This window comes from Kribbella caucasensis (assembly GCF_004361855.1).
GTDB lineage: Bacteria > Actinomycetota > Actinomycetes > Propionibacteriales > Kribbellaceae > Kribbella > Kribbella caucasensis.
Window position 1 is genome coordinate 1 of sequence record NZ_SNWQ01000028.1, and the last position, 17,010, is coordinate 17,010.

Sequence of the window (17,010 nt, forward strand, 5' to 3'; positions counted from 1 at the left end):
GGACTGGACATGATGGATCGATTCCTGTTCTCGCCCTACGTCATCCGGCGGACTTGCTGTTAGCTGCTGGCCTCACCCAACCCTGACACGTAGGGGCCTGGGCCGCCACGTGACTTTCGAGCCGGACTCGAAACAGGTGAGGTCGTGTCGGGTCTCACGGGCTCCCGTGCGGCAAGCGGACCGGCGGTATCGGTGGCGGCTCGACTGCAACAGGGCGCACAGCCCGGTGAGGTGCTGATCGGACCGCAGGCCATGAAGGTTGTCCGAGGTGCCGCCGTCGTGGAGCGGGCCCGAGAACTCGCCAACACCACTGCTTGGCGTCTGGTTGACGTTGATCCCGAGGCAAAACTGATGTCTCGTGACTTGCACGCGCAAATGGTCGGCCGCGAGGCAGAACTCACCCGTCTGAGGACATCGTTCGGCCGGATGGTGCGGCGAGGAACGCCGTATCGGATGACGGTGCTCGGCGAGGCCGGCATCGGCAAGTCACGCCTCTCCGGAGCGTTCGCGGACTCCATTGCCGGAAGGGCTCGGACGATCACTGCGACCTGCGTTGACGCCGGTAGCGGCCGGACGTTTGGCCTGCTCCACGACCTGCTCATCCAGGCCGGCGGTGGGTCCGACTGGGAGTCGGTTGCCGACCTACTGGACAACAAAGAGCCCGGGCTGGGCGGCCGCCTGGCCGGTGTGCTCGGACCAGGCGACCTGAAGGGCCCGCCGCAGCAGTTCTTCGGCGACCTCCGCCGTGCCTTCGAGCTCCTCAGTGCTGTGCAACCGTTGGCCGTGATCGTGGACGACATCCACTGGGCGGAGTCGACCCTGCTTGACCTGTTCGAGTACGTCAGCGAATCGCTCACCGGGCCTGCGTTCTTCCTGTTCCTCGCGCGCCCAGAACTCGTCGAACTACGCGCCGAGTGGAGCGTGGGAGGCGAACGTACAGACGTGCTCTACCTCGACCCGCTGGGTGTCGACGCCATCGCGCAGGTGGTCAGGAACCGCGCCTCCGTCGACCTGCCCCCAGCGGACGAACAACGGATCATCGAGACGGCACAGGGCAATCCCCTGTTCGCTGAACAACTGCTGGCCGCGTTTGCGAACGCCGAGACGGACGCGATCCCTGCCTCGCTACGAGGGCTGCTTGCCACCCGGATCGATCGACTCGGGCCCGGTGAACGTGATCTGCTTCGGGCCGCGGCCGTGGCAGGTGACCATCTGAGTAGCGAGGCGCTCGAGATCCTGGCGCCCGACGAGGCACGTCCCTTCCTGGCGAGGAACTTGGAGTCGCTCGCTCGGAAGCGACTGCTTCGACACACCGAGCAGAAGGGCGTGGAGTTTCCGCACGGACTCATCCGTGAGGCCGCCTACCAAAGCCTCACGCGACGGGACCGGGCACGCCTCCATCTCGCCTTCGCAGAATGGCTCGAGCGCACCGGAGATGCTCCGAGGGACGAGCTGGACGCTGTCGTCGGCCACCACCTCGAACAGGCAGTGGTCAACCAGCGGCGCGTCGGCCTGGCAAGCGATGCCGCGCTCGAGGCGCGGGCGGGCACAAAACTGGCGTCCGCAGGGTCACGGGCGTACACGCGCATGGACATGTCGGCTGCGTCGAACCTGCTGGCGCGGGCCCTGGACCTGCTACCCGACGGGCACCCGCTGGTACCCACCGCCACCCAGAGTCTGGCCGAGGTCTCGCTGCCACTCGGCGACCACGCCCGGGCTCAGGAACTCCTGCTGGAACTGAGCAACATGCCGGGCGTGGACCCGGTCGACCGCTGGCTCGCCCGGCTCGAACACGCGCGCAGCATGTGCATCACCGGTCCTCATGGCATGACCGCAGACGACCTAGTCGCCATCGCATGGCAGGCAGCGGGCTTCTTCTCCGAGGCGGGCCACGACAACGGGCTGGCTCAAGCGATCTTCCTGCTCGGCTGGCTGGAGCAACGCGGCGGAAATCCCGTCGGTGCGGTGAACTCCGGTCGTCGCAGCCTCGAATGCGCGCAGCGTGGCGGCGCACTGCGAGAACAGTTCGCCGCGGCCTTCCAGATCTCGCGAAACCTCATCGGCGGGCCAACTCCGGTGCCGGAGTGCATCGAGGAGATCGAGTCACTCATGGGCGAGCGTGGCGAACCCAACCCCATCGTCATGGGAATTCTGGCTCGCGCCTACGCCATGACCGGCGAGTTCGACGAGGCAAGAAGACTCCTCGACCGCGCTCGCCCACTGCTCATGGAACGCATGCGCGTACGTCGGCTGCTGGCATTCATTGCCTGGGACAGCGCCGAAATCGAGACCCTTGCCGGCGACGCCGCCGCAGCCGTCAGCGCGTACCGAGTCGCGCTCACCCCCTTCCGCAACGGCAACGAGGCTGAGCATGTGGGAGAGACGTCTTCCCGTCTCGCCCTCCTGCTTGCGGCTGAGGGACATCTGGAGGAGGCGAGAGAACTCGCCAACGAGGCCCAGGCGGTGACACCAACTGACTGCGTGGTCGTCCGGGTCCTGGCGATGATGGCGGCAGCACGAAGCCTGCCCCCGGGCGAGATCGAGGCCTCCCTCGCCAAGGCAGCCGCAGCCATCAACCTGGTTCCCGAGCTGATGCCGAATCTGAAGGCAGACCTGCTCGTCGAACAGTCGCGGGTGCAGGCGGCCGCTGCGCTGGCCGAGGATGCTCGATCCTCGGTCGATACGGCGATCACCCTCTACGAGAGGAAAGGAAACGTCGCCGCCCTCAGACTCCTCAGAGCCTGAGCTCGGCGTCCTCGGTGCCGCCCTGACTCTCATCCGTCACTGGTTTGAGAGCCGCCGTCAAACCCGCGGCGATTCAAACAGTGAGCAGGACAGGCGATCAACACCCCACGATGGTGGGTTAGGCGGGGTGGCCCAGGGAGCGGCGGTGGGTGGGGGTGAGGCGCCAGCCGGATGAGTTGTATTCGATGAGGTTCAGGTCGGCGAGGGTTTCGAGGCATTCCTGGACGGTCTCTACGGACAGGCCGGCGGTGGCGGCGATTCGTGGGGCGTGGGCTGGGCGGAGGACTGGTACTGCGTCGAGGGTGCGCCGGACTTCGAGGTCCAGGGCGTCGAGGGGATCGGCGGGGGCGTGCGGGTAGGCGGTCAGGTGTTCGCCGATGGGGGAGATGGCTTCGAGGATGTCGGCGACGCTGGTCGTCAGGGTGGCGTTGCGCTCGCGGACCAGCAGGTGGGCGCCTTCCGACATACGGGAGGTGATCGGGCCTGGGACCGCAAGGACGGCGCGGCCGCATTGTTCGGCCCAGCCGGCGCTGTTCAGGGCGCCGCTGCGGATCGCGGCCTCGACGACGACAGTGCCGAGGGTGGTGGCCGCGATCAACCTGTTGCGGGCGAGGAAGCGGAGTTTGGTCGGCGAGCAGCCTGGTGGTAGCTCGCTCACCAGGAGGCCAGTTGCGGCGATGCGGTCGAAGAGGGCCGAGTTGCTCCGTGGGTAGCTGACGTTGGCTCCGCAGGCGAGGACCGCAACCGTGCTGCCTGAGACGCTCAAGGCGCCCCGGTGGGCCGCTGCGTCGATTCCGTACGCGCCCCCGGAGACGACAGTCACGCCGGTGTCCGCCAGCCCGCTGGCCAGGTCGGCGGCGGCGTGTTCGCCGTACTGGGAGCAGGCTCGGGCGCCGACGATGGCGACTGATCGTTCGAGAACCTGGCAGAGGTTGCCCTCGCCGCGGACCCAGAGCCCGTAGGGGACGCCGCCACGGCGGCTGAGTTGCCCAGCCTCGGCCAGTACTTCGATCTGCGCGGGCCACTCCGCGTCGCCTGGGATGACGAACCGGCATCCGGCTGCCGCCGCGCGTTCGAGGTCTCGCTCCGGAGCGGCCTCGTCCATCCGCGTGGACCAGCGATCCAGTCCGGGTGCTCCGCTGGAGAGGAGATCCCAGGTCTCCTGGGGAGAAAGTCCTGCGAAGGCAGTCAGGGCGGCCGGGTCGCCTGGCTCGATGACGCGGGACAGGGCTGCCCGGACGATGCGGTCGCGATCGTCGTCGTGGCCTGCGACCGGGGCGATTTCGGTGATGGTCATGCTGCTGAATCCCCCTTGATGGGTCGGACGTCGGAGAGCTCGGTCAGTAGGGCACCGCTGCGGAGCTGGAAGGCTTGATGGGTCAGATCGACGGTTGGGCGCTCGACGCCGGCCAGATCGGCCAAGGTCCAAGCCAGTCGCACCACTCGGTCGAATCCGCGGGCCGTCAGGCGGCCGCTGGAGTAGTGCTCCTCCAGCAGCCGTTGGCTGGCTTCGTCCAACGGGTAGTCGCGTCGCAGGATCGGACCAGGGACCTCGCTGTTGAGGCGCCACGGGGTCTCGCGGTAACGGAAGGACTGACGGTCCCGAGCCACTTGAACCCGGGCGGCCACCTCGGCCGTCGATTCCGGTCTCTCACCTGTGGTCGCACCCCGGGCGGTCGGCAGGATCTGGCGCTGGATGTCCATCCGGTCCTTGATCGGCCCGCTGATGCGCTGGCGGTAACGGTTCAGGACCTGCGGAGTGCAGGTGCAGACTCCGGTCGGTGTGCCGGACAGGCCGCATGGACAGGGATTCGCAGCCAACACGAGCAGGAATCTGGCGGGGAACTTGGCCACGGCCTGAGCGCGGTGCACCTCGATGTAGCCGGACTCGAGGGGCTGCCGCAGCGTGTCGAGCGTCAGCGGATGCATCTCCGGCGCTTCGTCGACGAAGAGGATGCCGCGGTGGGCGCAACTGATCGCGCCGGGCCGGGGCATGCCCGAACCGCCTCCGACCAGGCTGGCGAGCGAGGCGGTGTGGTGCGGCGCGATGAAGGGCGGCCGGACAACGAGCTCGGCGTCGCTGGTGAGCAGGCCGGCCAGCGAGTGGACTGCCGATACCTCCAGCGATTCCTCCGTGCTCAGGTCGGGCATGAGGCCCGACAGCCGCTCGGCGAGCATGGTCTTGCCGGAGCCGGGCGGGCCGTGGAGGTAGAGGTGGTGCCCGCCCGCGGCCGCCGCCTCGATCGCCCGGCGGCCTTCGCGCTGACCGAGAACCTCTTCGAGGTCGACCTCCGGGACTCGGGTGAGCGACTCGGACATCAGTTTCGGCTCCGCGCGTGGCGGTTCCTCGTCGGGGATCTCGGTGCCTCGGAGCAGAGCGAGCACCTGCCGCAGCGACCGCGCGCCGTACACCTGGATGCCGGGGACCAGGCGGGCTTCGCCGGCATTGAGCTCGGGGACGATGATCCGGGCGAAGCCGGAGCGGGCCGCGGCCAGGGTCATGGCAAGAGCGCCGCGCACCTCGTGGATGCGGCCGTCGAGGCCGAGCTCGCCGATCATCACGATCCGGCTCAGTTCGTGGAAGTCAAGCACACCGCTTGCCGCGAGCAACGAGCTGGCGATGGCGACGTCGTAGTGGGAGCCGGTCTTGGGGAGGGTCGCGGGGGACAGGCCGATGGTGACCTTCCGGTCGGGGAATCTCTCGCCGCTGTTGACGACCGCGGAGCGGACTCGATCGCGGGACTCGGACAGGGATGCGTCCGGAAGACCGATCAAGGTGGTCTTGGGCAGGCCTTGGGCGATGTCGGTCTCGACCTCGACGAGGTGCCCTTCGAGGCCGACGAGGGCAACCGACCAGGCGTGTGCGAGAGCCATCAGGCCACCCCCCGAACGTGCTCGACGGTGGGGGCGCCGGTGCGTGGGACGAGAACCGCGACGACGTCGATCCGCACCTCGGCGGGGCGGACGCTGTGTTGTTGCAGCCAGCGGCCTAACAGTTGACGCAGTTTGCTGAGCTTGCGATAGGTGATCGACTCGAGCGGGCTGCCGTAGCCGAGCCCGCGGCGGGTCTTCACCTCACAGACGACCAGCGCGTCGCCGTCGCGCGCGACGATGTCGATCTCGCCCAGCTCGCAGCGCCAGTTGCGCTCGAGGATGGTGAAACCGGCCTTCGCGAGATGTTCCGCGGCGAGCTGTTCGCCGTACTGCCCGACTGCATCCTTGGTCCGCATCGATGACCACCTCCGACAAAGAACATGCCGGGAAAGTGGTCGATTTCAGGATCGACTTCGCAGCCTGTGGAAAACCCCCCAGGTTGGGGGCCTGGGCGGGTGGGTCAGCTGCGCATGTGTTTGCCGCGGGTGGGCTTGGGTGGGGTGCGGACGGCTCGGAGTTCGGAGTCGGTGTCCTGGCGGACGGCTTGCAGGCCGCCGGTGCCCGGGTCGGTGTCGCCGACCTCGAAGTCCCAGCTCTCCTCGTTCGCCAACCGGCTGTGCCAACGTCCGTACAGGCCGTAGATCGCCAGTCCGAGCAGCATCCAGACGCCGAACTTCAGCCAGGTGCTCGTCTTCAGGTTGAGCATCAGCCAAAGGGTCGAGGCCAGCGAGAGAAGGGGGATCAGTGGGACCATGGGGACGCGGAAGCCGCGTTCGAGGTCTGGCTCCGAGCGGCGCAGGGTGAGCACGCCGACCGCGCAGAAGGCGAAGCAGAACAGGGCGCCGATGACGAGGAGTTCCTCGAGATCCAGGACGCCGGGGTACAGGGTGAGCGCGACCGCCGCGAGGCCGGCGGCCGTCGCAGCGCGGGCGGGGGACGAGTAGACCCGGCTGACCCGGCCGAGGCTCTTCGGCAGCAGGCCGTCGCGGCCCATGTTGAACAGGACGCGGCTCTGCGCGATGAGAACCACCATGATCACGGTCATCAGGGCTAGCAGCGCGCCGAGGTTGACCACGTCCGCGGCCCAGCCGACTCCGACCGCCTCCATCGCCTCCGAGACGGGTGCAGCACCGCCGAGCTGGGCGTACGGCCGCAGACCGACGAGGACCACCGCCATGGCGATGTACAGGATGGTGACGGCGCCGACGCCGAGCAGCATGCCTTGCGGGACGGTCTTGCGCGGGTTCCGGGCGTCCTCGGACGCGGTGGCGATCAGGTCGAAGCCGATGAAGGCGAAGACGATCGCGCTGGCTGCCGTGAAGATGCCCATCACGCCGAAGGTGCCGAACGACGAGTCCAGGATCCAGCCGAGCAAGGTCGGGCTGGCGGTGGCGGGCGCGGCTCGCGACATCGGGATGAAGGGGGTGTAGTTCTCCCTGTTGATGTGCGTGGCGCCGACGACCACGACCAGCAGGATCACGGCGACCTTCGCCAGGACGACGACGGTCAGCACCCGGGCCGACAGCTTCGTGCCGGTGACGATCATCGCGGTGAGGAGCAGCAGCAACAGCGGCGCGACCAGGTTCACGTTTGCGTCAGGGCCGAAGAACCGCGCGAGCCCTTCGGGGACGGACGCGCCGAATCCGCTCAGGGTGGCCAGGAAGTACGCCGACCAGACTCTGGCGACGATCGCGGCGGCGGTGACGAGCTCGAGGACGAGCGCCCAGCCGACCAGCCAGGCCCACATCTCGCCGAACGTGACATAGCTGAACGTGTACGCGCTGCCGGAGACCGGGATGGTCGAGGAGAGTTCCGCGTAGCAGGCCGCGGCCAGTACGCAGACCACGGCGGCGATCACGAAGGACAGGATCACGGCAGGGCCAGCCACGTTGGCGGCTTGCTTGCCGCTCAGGCTGAAGATGCCGGACCCGATCATCACGCCGAGGCCGAGCACGACAAGGTCGCGACGACCGAACAGGCGCGGCAGTCGGTGCCGCGCATCCTCGACTCGAGTGAACGCCGACTCGACCGGCAGGCGCCGGCCGACGGTCTGTCCGTTCGCTGAGGGGGCCATGGTCAGGGGTGCCTCCGTTGCTACTAGGGCAATCGGGCCGAACAGTAGTCGACCAGTGGGCTACGGACCAGACCTCCTCTCTCACGCCCCCGCGCGGTGGCTTGCGCCGCCAGGCCCACTCCCGCATGGTCAGGGCATGGCACCGGATGCTGTCAGCGGGAGACCCTCACTACCGGAGGGTTTCACTGCGTTACTTGCTGACTACGAACGGCACCTGACGGCGGAAAGAGACCTCAGCGAACACTCGGTGCGAGCGTACATCGGCGACGTCGCGGATTTACTCGAACATTTGAATCGGCTTGGTCACGATGATCTGAGCAGGCTCGATATCCGCGGGCTGCGGTCCTGGCTGGCCAAGCAGCAGAGCCTCGGCAAGGCCCGAAGCACGATGTCGCGGCGAGCGACCGCCGCCCGGGTGTTCACGGCGTGGGCGCAGCGGACCGGGCGCATCGAGACCGATCCAGGTGCGTTGCTGGCGAGTCCGAAGGCGCACAAGACCCTGCCTGGTGTGCTCGGGCAGGCCGACACGCGCGCGGTGCTCGACGCCGCCGCGATCGCCGCCGACGATGGCAGTCCGGTCGGACTCCGGGATCTCGCCATCATGGAAGTCCTGTACGCGACCGGCATCCGGGTCGGCGAACTCTGCGCGCTGGACATCGACGACCTCGACACGTCGCGCCGGGTGGTCCGCGTATTCGGCAAGGGACGGAAGGAACGGTCAGTCCCGTACGGCGTACCGGCAGGGGCGGCTGTGGATGGTTGGCTCGCGGTGCGGGCGACGTTGGTCCGGGGTGGGAGTGGGCCGGCGTTGTTCCTCGGTGCGCGGGGTGGACGAGTCGACCAGCGGACCGTACGGCGGGTCGTTCATGCGCGGATCGGTGCGGTCGACGCACCTGATCTGTCGCCGCACGGGTTGCGTCATACGGCTGCCACGCATCTGCTCGAGGGCGGGGCGGACCTGCGGAGCGTGCAGGAGTTGCTCGGGCATGCGTCGCTGGCGACGACGCAGATCTACACCCACGTGTCCGGCGAGCGGCTGCGGAGCGCATACGAACAGGCCCATCCACGCGCCTGACGGCCGCAGGCATGCCGCGAGGTGGTTGGCCGGTGAGGTGCGGGGTGGTTTGGGGTGTGGGCGGGGCGGATGCGGGTGGTTGGTGGGGGAATGCGGCAGACTTCGGGGCATGCGGGTTTCGGCGAAGTCTGACTATGCGTTGCGGGCGTTGATCGAGATCACCCAGCGCTGGGTGGCGAACGATCCGACGGTGGTTTCGGCCGAAGAGCTCAGTCGCGCGCAGGCGATTCCGCACGGGTTCCTGCAGGGGATCCTGGCCGATCTGCGGCGGGCCGGGATCCTGTCCAGCCAGCGTGGGCAGTCGGGTGGGTGGAAGCTCGCCGTCGACCCGAACGAGATCTCGGTCGCCGACGTGATGCGTGCGGTGGACGGTCCGATCGTGAGCATCTCGGGGGTGCGGCCGGAGAGCGTGGCGTACAACGACCGGGCCGTCGTGCTGCAGCGGGTGTGGATCGCGGCGCGGGCGAGCCTGCGGGATGTGCTCGAACACACGATGCTGACGGATCTGGCCAAGGGGAAGCTGCCGAGCGGGGTCGAGAAGCGGTCCCGGGACGAGGACGCCTGGCAGGCCCGGGTTCCCGGGAGCTGACCGGGCGGCATTCGCGGGCCGAAGTCGACCGGGCTTGAAGTTGGCGGGGTCCGAGCCGGCAGGGCAGGTGAGGGCTGGGAGTGGGCATCAGTGTCGCTCCGTGAGCCAGCGGCCGCCGAAGACGAAGATGGCGGCGATGCCGACCATGGTGGCTGCGAGAAGGCTGCCTGGGACGGATTCTGGGCTCGCTTGTGGTGGACGCGGGCGGTCAGCTTCGGGTGACGTGCTAGGAGAGCCAGGGCTGGTCGCTGCGGGCGGCTGCTGGCCGAAGAGCATGTTCGAAGTTGGCTGTGCCGCCGCGCCGGGGAGTGGGCTTGGCGTCGGCTGTGCGGTGGGGCCGGCGAGCGGGCTTGAGGTGGACGGCGCGGGGTTGGTGGGGGATGTCGGGGGTGGGGCTAGGGGGAGTAGGCGGACTGCTTTGTGGGGGAGTAGGGATAAGGGATCCACGTAGGTGTCGGCTTGGCGGAGGCCCCAGTGCAGGCAGGTGGCGGGTGGGCAGTGGGAGCCGGCGGCTGAGAGGTGGCCGATGGGTTGACCGGGGGTCACCGGGGTGCCTACTGGGAGTGTGGCGATCACGGGCTCGTAGGTCGTGCGGAAATGGCCGGTGGTGACGACGATGACGCCGCGGCCGGCCAGCGGAGCGGCGTACGTGATGGTGCCGGCGGTGGCGGCGCGGACTGGTTGGCCGGGGGTGCCGGAGAGATCGATACCGCGGTGGCCGGGGAGCCAAGGCTTGGCTGGTTGGTCGAAGGCGCGGATCACCTGAGGGCGGGGATCGAGTGGCCAGACCGCGGGGTGGCCGGGCGCGGCGGATGCGGTTGGGCTGAGTTGGGCGAAGGACAGGCAGAGCACGAGGAAGAGCAGGCGGAGGAGACGTCGGTACGGCGGTCGTCGGAGGCGGGGGTGGGGGTCGGTGGTTGAGGGGTTCATATAGGGAATTTGCAGTCACGGGGAATGGGTGGCGGGGGTGAGTTTGGGGGTTGTGGATGACCGGGGGGCGGGATGGGGGTTGACAGGGGCGGCCGGTTCGACCAGGGGTGGGGGTCTCGCGTAGACTTCTGGCGGCATCTCACGTGAGTGGGATGACTACGCACGCCCGCACTTACTCGAATCCCATCGGTCCCGGTTCGCCGGGGAGGGGTTCGCGCGGGTGTCAGGCGCGGTGGGCCGACCGGTCCAGCGCGGGACAACCGAGACAGCGCCGTACCGGAGGACTGAGCCGGACGGGCGCGACAGGAGGAACACCTCATGGCCGTCGTGACCATGAAGCAGCTGCTCGAGAGCGGCGTCCACTTCGGGCACCAGACCCGCCGGTGGAACCCGAAGATGAAGCGATTCATCTTCACCGAGCGCAACGGCATCTACATCATCGACCTGCAGCAGTCGCTGTCGTACATCGACCGCGCCTACGAGTTCGTCCGCAGCACCGTCGCCTCCGGTGGCGCGATCCTGTTCGTCGGCACGAAGAAGCAGGCCCAGGAGGCCATCGCCGAGCAGGCCACCCGGGTCGGCATGCCGTACGTGAACCAGCGCTGGCTGGGCGGCATGCTCACCAACTTCCAGACGGTGAACAAGCGGCTGCAGCGGCTCAAGGAGCTCGAGCTCATCGACTTCGACGACGTGGCCGGCTCCGGTGTCACCAAGAAGGAGCTGCTGCAGAAGCGGCGCGAGCACGACAAGCTGCTGAAGACCCTCGGCGGTATCCGCGACATGGCCCGGGTTCCGTCGGCCGTGTGGATCGTCGACACCAAGAAGGAGCACCTCGCCGTCGACGAGGCGCGCAAGCTGAAGCTGCCGATCATCGGCATCCTGGACACCAACTGCGACCCGGACGAGGTCGACTTCCCGATCCCGGGCAACGACGACGCGATCCGCTCGGTCGGCCTGCTGACCCGCGTGGTCGCCGACGCCGTCGCCGACGGTCTGATGTCGCGTGGCGGCCAGGGTGCTGCCGCCGCCGGTGAGGAGCTGGGCGCCGAGGAGCCGATGGCCGCCTGGGAGCGCGAGCTGCTGGAGAGCCAGACCACCGCCCCGGCCGCCGACGCTGCCCCGGCCGCGGAGGCCACCCCGGTTGCGGACGCTGCCCCGGCCGCCGAGACCGCCCCGGTCGCGGAGGCCACCCCGGCCGCCGAGGCTGCGGAGACCGCCGAGCCGGCGGCCAAGGCTGACGAGGCCGAGGCCACCGCCGAGAGCACCGAGGCGCCGAAGACCGAGGCCTGACCGGCCCACGGCCGCCCGGCACCGTGCTGGGCGGCCGTTCCAACCCCAGCTGACGCACCGAGTAGACGAGAGAACGAGGAATGGCGAACTACACCGCCGCTGACGTTAAGAGGCTCCGCGACGCCACCGGCGCGGGCATGATGGACGCCAAGAAGGCGCTCGAGACCACCGACGGCGACTTCGAGAAGGCGATCGAGGAGCTGCGCATCCACGGCGCGGCCAAGGCCGCCAAGCGGGGCGCCGAGCGCTCCGCCACCAACGGCCTGGTGGCCGCGGCCGAGAACGCGCTGGTCCAGCTGAACTGCGAGACCGACTTCGTCGCCAAGAACGAGCAGTTCCAGCAGCTCGCGGCCGACATCGTCGCGCACGCCGGGGCGAGCAAGGTGGGCGACGTCGAGGGCCTGCTGCAGGAGAAGCTGGCCGACGGCAAGACCGTCGCCGAGAACATCGAGGCGCTCGCCTCCGTGATCGGCGAGAAGCTCGAGCTGGGCAAGGTCGCCGTGTTCGACGGCAAGGTCACGGCGTACATGCACAAGCGTGCCGCGGACCTGCCGGCCCAGGTCGGCGTACTGGTCGAGTTCGAGGGCGACAACATCGACGCCGCCCGCGGTGCCGCGATGCAGGCCGCCGCGATGCGCCCGCTCTACACCACCCGCGACGAGGTCCCGGCCGAGACGGTCGAGAACGAGCAGCGGATCGCCGAGGCGACCGCCCGCGAGGAGGGCAAGCCGGAGCAGGCCCTGCCGAAGATCGTCGAAGGCCGGGTGAACGGCTTCTTCAAGGAGGTCGTGCTGCTCGAGCAGTCGTCGGTCCAGGAGAGCAAGAAGACCGTCAAGGCCGTGCTCGACGAGGCCGGCGTGACCGTGAAGCGGTTCGCCCGCTTCGAGGTCGGTGCCTGAGGCTCATCGCCGAAGGACAAACAGAACATCATCGACGAGGAGGCCGGAGTCGTGACGGAAACCCTGGGTACCGAGACGAAACCGGCCTCTTCGCCGTTTCCGGCCGCCTACCATCGGGTGCTGCTGAAGCTGTCGGGTGAGGTGTTCGGCGGCGGCAAGCTCGGCGTCGACCCCGACGTGGTGAACTCGATCGCCAAGCAGATCGCCGAGGTGGCCCGGGCCGGTGTCCAGGTCGCCGTGGTGGTCGGCGGCGGCAACTTCTTCCGCGGCGCCGAACTGCAGCAGCGCGGGATGGAGCGCAACCGGGCCGACTACATGGGCATGCTCGGCACCGTGATGAACTGCCTGGCGCTGCAGGACTTCCTGGAGAAGCTCGGCATCGAGACGCGGGTGCAGACCGCGATCACGATGGGCCAGGTCGCCGAGCCGTACATCCCGCGCAAGGCCGAGCGGCACCTGGAGAAGGGCCGCGTGGTGATCTTCGGGGCCGGCTCCGGGATGCCGTACTTCTCCACCGACACCGTCGCCGCGCAGCGCGCCCTGGAGATCGGCGCCGAGGCGCTGCTGATGGGCAAGCAGGGCGTGGACGGGGTATACGACTCCGACCCGAAGAAGAACCCGGACGCGGTCAAGTTCGACCAGCTCTCGTACGACGACTTCCTGGCCCGCGGTCTCCGGGTCGCCGACGCCACCGCGATCAGCCTGGCCCGGGACAACGCGCTGCCGATCGTGATCTTCGGACTGGAAGAGGGCAACATCGCCCGCGTCGTCCGGGGTGAGAAGATCGGGACGGTCGTTTCACCCGGTCAGTGATCTGACCCCGTCGGCTGGGCGGGAAGGGCCGCGGGGTGGGGCGGCCAGGCACTAGGATCGTCCGACACACGGGTTTTGACGTCCGTTATCTGGTAAACCAGCGTTCGTAGGGTTGGCAGTGGCCGCATCGACGCGGCCCCGAGGAAGCGAGGAATGTCGTGATCGACGAAGCACTCCGCGAAGCCGAGCAGAAGATGGCGAAGGCCGTGGAGGTCGCCAAGGACGACTTCGCGGCGATCCGCACCGGCCGGGCGCACCCGCAGATGTTCGCGGGCATCCTGGCCGACTACTACGGCACCCCGACGCCGCTGCAGCAGCTGGCCGGCTTCCAGGTGCCCGAGCCGCGTACCGTGCTCATCTCGCCGTACGACAAGGGCGCGATGGTCGCGATCGAGAAGGCGATCCGCGACTCCGACCTGGGCGTCAACCCGGGCAACGACGGTTCGGTGATCCGGGTCATCATGCCGCAGCTGACCGAGGAGCGGCGCAAGGAGTACATCAAGGTCGCCAAGACCAAGGCCGAGGAGGCCAAGGTCTCGGTGCGCAACATCCGCCGGCACGCGATGGACCAGGTGCACAAGACCGTCAAGGACGGCGAGGCGGGCGAGGACGAGGGCAAGAGTGCTGAGAAGCGGCTCGACGGGTTGACGAAGAGGTTCGTCGACTCCATCGACGAACTGCTCAAGCACAAGGAAGCCGAACTGCTCGAGGTGTGATGGGCGTCGACCAAGACACGCCCGCACCCAGCCGCGCCGGGCGTAACCTGCCCGCGGCGATCGCGGTCGGCGTCAGCCTCGGCGTGATCATCGTCGGATCACTGTTCTGGCAGAAGGTGCTGTTCGTCTTCGTGGTGCTGGCCACCGTGCTGGTGGCCGTCGAGGAGATGATCCGCGCGCTGCGGGCCGGTGGCGCATCCATCCCGCGGATCCCGCTGCTCGCCGGTACGACGGCGATGCTGATGGCCGCGTACTTCGGTGGCCCGATGGCGCTCCTGGTCGCGTTGGCGCTGACCGTGCTGGCCACCCTCGTCTGGCGGATGCCGGCCGGTTCGATCGGATTCGTCCGGGACGTGTCCGCCGGGGTGTTCCTGATCGGGTACGTGCCGATGCTGGCCGGGTTCGCGATCCTGCTGGTGCAGCCGGATGCGGACGGACCGCAGCGGGTGGTGACGTTCTTCCTGGTCGTGGTGGCCAGCGACGTCGGCGGGTACGCGGTCGGCACGCTGTTCGGCAAGCACCCGATGGCGCCGACGATCAGCCCGAAGAAGTCCTGGGAGGGCTTCACCGGTTCGACGCTGGCCTGTATCGGCGCGGGTATCGGTTCGGTGGTGTGGCTGCTCGACGGCAACTGGTGGGTGGGCGCGATCGTCGGCGCGGTGGCGGTGCTGACGGCGACGGCCGGCGATCTCGGCGAGTCGATGATCAAGCGCGACCTCGGGATCAAGGACATGTCCAACCTGCTGCCGGGTCACGGTGGTGTGATGGACCGGCTGGATTCCTTGCTGGCAACGGCTCCGGCCGTCTGGCTACTGCTGCATCTCCTGACATGACGACAGCTCCCGACGGACGCCCGTTGATCGGCGAGGTGGTTCGCCTCGACCGGCTCGTTGCCGCTGACATCGATCAGTTGTACGCCGCCATCGGCAACGAGCAGGTGTATGCGAGCGGGTTCGGCGGCGGACCGGCCGGCCTGCCTCGCGATGCCGATGAGATGCGCGAGCAGTGGGTGGAATCGTCGGCCAAGCGGGTCGCCTACGTGGTCCGGCTGGTCGCCGACGGCAAGGTCGTCGGTACGACGAGTCTCGGCGACGTCGATCTCCCCAACGAGTCCGTGCACCTTGGCTGGACTGGTTACGCCCCGGCGGTCTGGGGGACGGTGGTCAACCCGGAGTGCAAGTTCCTGCTGCTGGAGCACGCGTTCGAGACCTGCGGGTTCGGTCGGGTCAAGATCCAGACCGGCCTGGAGAACACCCGCTCGCAGGCGGCGATCGCCAAGCTCGGCGCGACCCGCGAAGGGGTGCTCCGCCGGCACAAGAAGCTTGCAGGAGGCACCTTCCGCGACACGGTGGTGTTCTCGATCCTGGCCGACGAGTGGCCGGCCGTCCGCAAGGGCCTGCTGGCCCGGATCAGCGGCTAGGCTCGTCTCGGGGGTAGCGGAAGGTCGAGCTGCAGCAGGACAGTGGCGTCGGCGGCGGTCAGGCCTGGCTGCGAGGTCAGACCTTCCCGGTACTCGCCTGCGCAGCGCTGCAGGGCCGGGTCGAGCAACGGGCAGAAGAAATTGCGTGCCCTGCCGACGGTCAGCAGGGTCGGAAGCGAGCCGTCGACTTCCGCCGTAAGGGGGGCGATCAGACCGAGTGCACGGCCAGGCTTCGACGGCGAGTTCCGGATGACCGAGCCGGTCAGCCGGTAGCGCAGCTCGATCCGGTTGGCGGGGGAAGCGAGCAGGAGCACACGCCTTGTCCCGACCACCGGGGGGCGCAACGGCACGGGGCGGCCACCTGCTCGCACCACGACGGAATCCGCGCGCGGCCGTGAGGCTCTGAGGGCCGTGAAGGCCGCTTCGGTTCGCGCGGCGACCGGGGGCGAGAGGACGAGCCGATCGGTGGGAGTCCGGACCGTGATCGTCTCGACGACATCGAGAGCTCCGTCGCTCCGAGGGTTTGCGACCAACTGGATGCCCGGCGTGGGGGACAGACCGCTCGGTGTGGGCGACACGGTCGTTGGGAGCGGCGGCGCGGTCGTGGGGAGGGGCACAGTCGTGGCGGGTGGCGTGGTTCTGGAGTGCGGCGCGACGGCGGCGCCGGGCGGCGACGAATCAGATCCTGGGCGAACCGGGTCGGTGGCCTGGAACGCGATGGCCAGCACGCCGAGGCCGATGACGAGCGCGACACCCAAGAGCACGCGACCCATTACGGCTCGATCTGGTTTCGGCGTCGTCACGCTTCACCCTTCCCACCGGCGTTCCGCCGGCACTCGCCCTCCTCGAAATCATTGCGCGAATGTTTCGCAAGCACCAGAGAAATGGGGATGGATTGGCCGGCGCCGGCGGCCGTCGAATCGTCTCCGGGAAAACGGCCACAAACCTCCGCTAACTGTGGCGAATGAGGGTGACTGCTTCCGCCGCGCTGTGCACACCCAGCCGGTGACAGAGATTCTTGACATGCGTCCGGGCCGTGCTCGTGGTGATCGACAGCCGCCGGGCGATGGCGGCCGGGTCGCATCCCTCGGCGAGGCATTCGAGGACCTGGCGTTCCCGGGCGGTCAGCCGGGAGGCGACGCCGCCGTCGAGCTGATCGAAGACACCGGACGCTTGCCGTCCGCCGGTGTGGCCCGCCGTCACGGCTGCCCGCACAGCGGCGATCAGACCGTCCATCGTGTAGTCGTCACTCACCAGCCGGATCATGCGGTCGAGTCTCGCGGGTAGCGTGTTTGTGTCCGCCGTAATAACCACCAACCCGGAGCGGCTCGAGGCGTTCACGAAGGCGGCGACCACCGTGCCGAGTGGCCGCCCGAGCAGATCCGGTTCGACGACGATGGCGTCGGGTTGCCTGGTCGCGACGGTGTGTAGGGCTTCGACGAAGTGTGTCTCGACCGTGAGGACGCTTGCTCCAGCGAGGCGCGCCAAGCCGACCGCCACCGCCTCGCCAACGGTTCGGTGCGGATCGCACACTACAATGGAGGGTCCCGTCACTGAATGCATTCTTGCCGTTTGCGTGGCATTC

General features: G+C 68.6%; 16 protein-coding genes. 9 read left to right on the forward strand and 7 right to left on the reverse strand.

Features of this window, described 5'->3' with window-relative positions:
* The first annotated feature begins 351 nt into the window (after positions 1-351).
* The gene (locus EV643_RS37285; protein WP_166665724.1) at positions 352-2,745 is read left to right on the forward strand and encodes an ATP-binding protein; all 2,394 of its coding nucleotides are present in this window, start codon (positions 352-354) and stop codon (positions 2,743-2,745) included.
* Between the two features lie 118 nt (positions 2,746-2,863).
* Here EV643_RS37285 and dprA read toward each other — a convergent pair whose 3' ends face one another.
* The 4 genes from dprA to EV643_RS37305 form a co-directional block, all read right to left on the reverse strand.
* Positions 2,864-4,042: a DNA-processing protein DprA gene (gene dprA, locus EV643_RS37290; protein WP_133804937.1), complete on the reverse strand. Its 1,179-nt coding sequence runs from the start codon at positions 4,040-4,042 to the stop codon at positions 2,864-2,866.
* Positions 4,039-5,619: a YifB family Mg chelatase-like AAA ATPase gene (locus EV643_RS37295; protein WP_133804938.1), complete on the reverse strand. Its 1,581-nt coding sequence runs from the start codon at positions 5,617-5,619 to the stop codon at positions 4,039-4,041. The genes dprA and EV643_RS37295 overlap by 4 nt, the downstream gene beginning before the upstream one ends.
* Positions 5,619-5,975, reverse strand: a complete 357-nt coding sequence (locus tag EV643_RS37300) for a YraN family protein (RefSeq protein ID WP_133804939.1) — start codon at positions 5,973-5,975, stop codon at positions 5,619-5,621. Before EV643_RS37300 ends, EV643_RS37295 begins: the two co-directional genes overlap by 1 nt.
* A 104-nt stretch (positions 5,976-6,079) precedes the next feature.
* Positions 6,080-7,693: an APC family permease gene (locus EV643_RS37305; protein ID WP_133804940.1), complete on the reverse strand. Its 1,614-nt coding sequence runs from the start codon at positions 7,691-7,693 to the stop codon at positions 6,080-6,082.
* A 136-nt stretch (positions 7,694-7,829) separates the two neighbouring features.
* Here EV643_RS37305 and EV643_RS37310 point away from each other — a divergent pair, with 136 nt between their 5' ends.
* On the forward strand, positions 7,830-8,768 hold the full coding sequence (locus tag EV643_RS37310) for a tyrosine recombinase XerC (protein WP_133804941.1): 939 nt from the start codon (positions 7,830-7,832) through the stop codon (positions 8,766-8,768).
* A gap of 109 nt (positions 8,769-8,877) precedes the next feature.
* On the forward strand, positions 8,878-9,357 hold the full coding sequence (locus EV643_RS37315; RefSeq protein WP_133804942.1) for an RrF2 family transcriptional regulator: 480 nt from the start codon (positions 8,878-8,880) through the stop codon (positions 9,355-9,357).
* Positions 9,358-9,444: 87 nt separating this feature from the next.
* Here EV643_RS37315 and EV643_RS37320 read toward each other — a convergent pair whose 3' ends face one another.
* Complete coding sequence (locus EV643_RS37320) at positions 9,445-10,287, reverse strand: murein hydrolase activator EnvC family protein (protein WP_133804943.1); 843 nt, start codon at positions 10,285-10,287, stop codon at positions 9,445-9,447.
* Between the two features lie 318 nt (positions 10,288-10,605).
* Between EV643_RS37320 and rpsB the strand changes: the two genes are divergently transcribed.
* From rpsB to EV643_RS37350, 6 genes are all read left to right on the forward strand, one after another.
* Positions 10,606-11,577 carry a 30S ribosomal protein S2 gene (gene rpsB, locus EV643_RS37325; protein WP_133804944.1) on the forward strand — a complete coding sequence of 324 codons (972 nt, stop codon included), beginning with the start codon at positions 10,606-10,608 and terminating at the stop codon, positions 11,575-11,577.
* 80 nt (positions 11,578-11,657) lie between these two features.
* Positions 11,658-12,476, forward strand: a complete 819-nt coding sequence (gene tsf, locus EV643_RS37330; protein WP_133804945.1) for a translation elongation factor Ts — start codon at positions 11,658-11,660, stop codon at positions 12,474-12,476.
* 51 nt (positions 12,477-12,527) lie between these two features.
* The gene (gene pyrH, locus EV643_RS37335; protein WP_238166075.1) at positions 12,528-13,289 is read left to right on the forward strand and encodes a UMP kinase; all 762 of its coding nucleotides are present in this window, start codon (positions 12,528-12,530) and stop codon (positions 13,287-13,289) included.
* Positions 13,290-13,450: 161 nt separating this feature from the next.
* Complete coding sequence (gene frr, locus EV643_RS37340; RefSeq protein ID WP_202869931.1) at positions 13,451-14,005, forward strand: ribosome recycling factor; 555 nt, start codon at positions 13,451-13,453, stop codon at positions 14,003-14,005.
* Complete coding sequence (locus EV643_RS37345) at positions 14,005-14,838, forward strand: phosphatidate cytidylyltransferase (protein ID WP_133804947.1); 834 nt, start codon at positions 14,005-14,007, stop codon at positions 14,836-14,838. Before frr ends, EV643_RS37345 begins: the two co-directional genes overlap by 1 nt.
* The gene (locus EV643_RS37350; protein WP_133804948.1) at positions 14,835-15,425 is read left to right on the forward strand and encodes a GNAT family N-acetyltransferase; all 591 of its coding nucleotides are present in this window, start codon (positions 14,835-14,837) and stop codon (positions 15,423-15,425) included. Before EV643_RS37345 ends, EV643_RS37350 begins: the two co-directional genes overlap by 4 nt.
* On the opposite strand, the gene EV643_RS37355 is transcribed toward EV643_RS37350, so the two are convergent.
* The gene (locus tag EV643_RS37355) at positions 15,422-16,198 is read right to left on the reverse strand and encodes a hypothetical protein (protein WP_133804949.1); all 777 of its coding nucleotides are present in this window, start codon (positions 16,196-16,198) and stop codon (positions 15,422-15,424) included. The genes EV643_RS37350 and EV643_RS37355 overlap by 4 nt on opposite strands.
* Before the next feature lie 178 nt (positions 16,199-16,376).
* The gene (locus tag EV643_RS37360; protein WP_166665725.1) at positions 16,377-16,913 is read right to left on the reverse strand and encodes a helix-turn-helix transcriptional regulator; all 537 of its coding nucleotides are present in this window, start codon (positions 16,911-16,913) and stop codon (positions 16,377-16,379) included.
* Between the last annotated feature and the right edge of the window lie 97 nt (positions 16,914-17,010).